Annotated in this window: 1 protein-coding gene; it reads right to left on the minus strand. The window is 48.3% G+C overall.

Going from position 1 to position 1472, the window contains the following annotated elements:
• Window positions 1-1472: DUF6531 domain-containing protein (locus ACYUCY_RS18305; protein ID WP_460227982.1), on the minus strand; the 1472-nt coding region annotated here is incomplete at both ends.

Raw genomic sequence — 1472 nt, forward strand, 5'->3', positions numbered from 1 at the left:
AAAAAGTATTGGTATTCCCAACCGTCAAACATACTGTCGTCATCACTATCAAAAACGTAAACCGTGGGATCACTGCCGAGCAGAAATTCGACCTTGTCACTGAGCCCATCCTCGTCTTGATCGCTGGAGCCATCAAAGGCAATAGTGGCGAAGTATTGAATCTCCCAGTTGTCCGGCAGACCGTCGCCATCGGTATCGGCTGCGGTGCCGCCACTGTAATTGTTGGTGGGGTCGGTTTGATCGGCGAATTCTTGGGCGTTGCTAAACCCATCGCCATCAAAATCGCCACTGCCGTTTTGTTCGGTGCCACCAAAATAAACGATTTCGAAATACTCACTTAATCCATCGCCATCGATATCGTCTTGATCGCTGTAGGTTTTTCGTTTTGTTAATCGGCCTTGAGCATCATAAGTAAACGCGGTTAATCGACCGGGCTCAGAACGCCAAGTTGCTAACGTCAACTCGGGATGCCAGACGGTATGGAAGGTTTTTGCTTGTGGCGTGCCGAAGGCTTCGGTGCGCTGGATTTCTAAACGTCGCTCGTTATAGTCATAGGCGGTGACGTTACCTTGCCAATCGGTTTTGGTCGCGAGCATGCCCGTGGTGTGGTAGGTGTAGGCTTTATTGGCGGCAGCGCAATTTGCCGTGGGGTGACCTTCGGTTTGAGTCATTTTGTACTCGCCGTTTAAATAGGCGAAGTGATAGGTGGTTTGTTTACCCAGTGCATTCGTCAGCGTGCGCGAGCCATCAACATTGTATTGAAATTGCGTGCGCGCAATACCGGAGTTGAGCGGTCCCATTTCACTGCTCAGTGCTCTGCCATCATCGTCGTAAGTCACCGATGAAATCCGTTGCCCATTTTCGTCTTCTATGCCGGTGACATAGGTGGGGAAGGAGGCATCTTCGTAAAAATAGGTCATCGACCCACCGGTAGTATCGGAATGAGTGACTGATAATAAGCGTGATACACCACCGACACTGTCATAGACATAATCGATGGTTTCATTGCTGGGTAACAGCACTTGGCTAATCAACGCATCAACCGAGGTATCAACCAAGGTCAAGGTGAGTGATTCAATACCATTGCTCACCACCACTGATGTGCCGCTATATGTCAGTTGATGATCGGGGCCGCTGGGAAAATCAATGGCGGCTAATCGGCCATTGACATCATAACGTTCGATGACGCCATTGCTTAAGAACAGTTGATACTCACTGCCCACTAACCGTAATTTGTCTGCTCGTAAGGTAGAACCAATATATTCACCGCCTTCAATAGCAAACGAAATAACTTTTCCATCATCGCGCGTTGCTTCAACACTATCCGTTGAAATAGTAAGGGACTGTCGATATGAAAAACTCCAATGCTGACTACTGGTCTTGGCATTGAAATAATGTGTTAGCGTGAGTGGATTGCTACCGCGACCAATGTAATCTGTTTGCGGGTAATATTTGTTGCCCGTCGCTATGTT

It is taken from the genome of Aurantivibrio infirmus, from assembly GCF_054767315.1.